At 54.6% G+C, this 485-nt stretch carries 1 protein-coding gene; it reads right to left on the bottom strand.

Going from position 1 to position 485, the window contains the following annotated elements; all coding sequences use genetic code 11:
• Positions 1-485: hypothetical protein (locus tag DVK06_RS18785; RefSeq protein WP_199718791.1), on the bottom strand; the 485-nt coding region annotated here is incomplete at both ends.

The raw sequence follows: 485 nt of genomic DNA, 5'->3' as shown, positions 1-485 counted from the left end.
CAACATCACCACCCTGTCATCAGTGTCGGCCGGTACAAATGCAGTGGTTTCCAATTGCAGGCTGATAAACGCCCGCCACTCCGAAAACGAAAACACTTGGGCCAGTACAGCGCAATCGTGGCGAATCGCTTCCAGCATTTCAAGCACTTGCAGACCAGCCGCGTCGCTCTCAAGCGCAGTACGTATGTCCAATGCATCGAGCACACTATCTGTGATGCCGATCCATTCCGCCACATTCTTTCGGCCAACACACAATGCCGCCTGCTCTTCAATGCGTTTCAGTATGGCCTGTGCCGAAGGCGTATGTTTCAGCGCCGCGGTAACGGCTTGCCATCCGCCGAGGACATTGGCGCGGCGCAGCGCCAGTTCAATGCTGATTATCTGGTCCGCTTTATCGATCGCATCGGCTAGAAAAAAGGGCGATTTCAAAAAGTCCAGCAAAGCTACTGTGTCGGCACGCAATGCCACGACATCGAACCAGGCTG

The organism is Halorubrum sp. Atlit-28R, from assembly GCF_003665955.1.
Classification (GTDB): domain Archaea; phylum Halobacteriota; class Halobacteria; order Halobacteriales; family Haloferacaceae; genus Halorubrum; species Halorubrum tropicale.
Note: the sequence above shows the minus strand (reverse complement) of the source record. Positions and strands in the feature narration are given on the sequence as shown.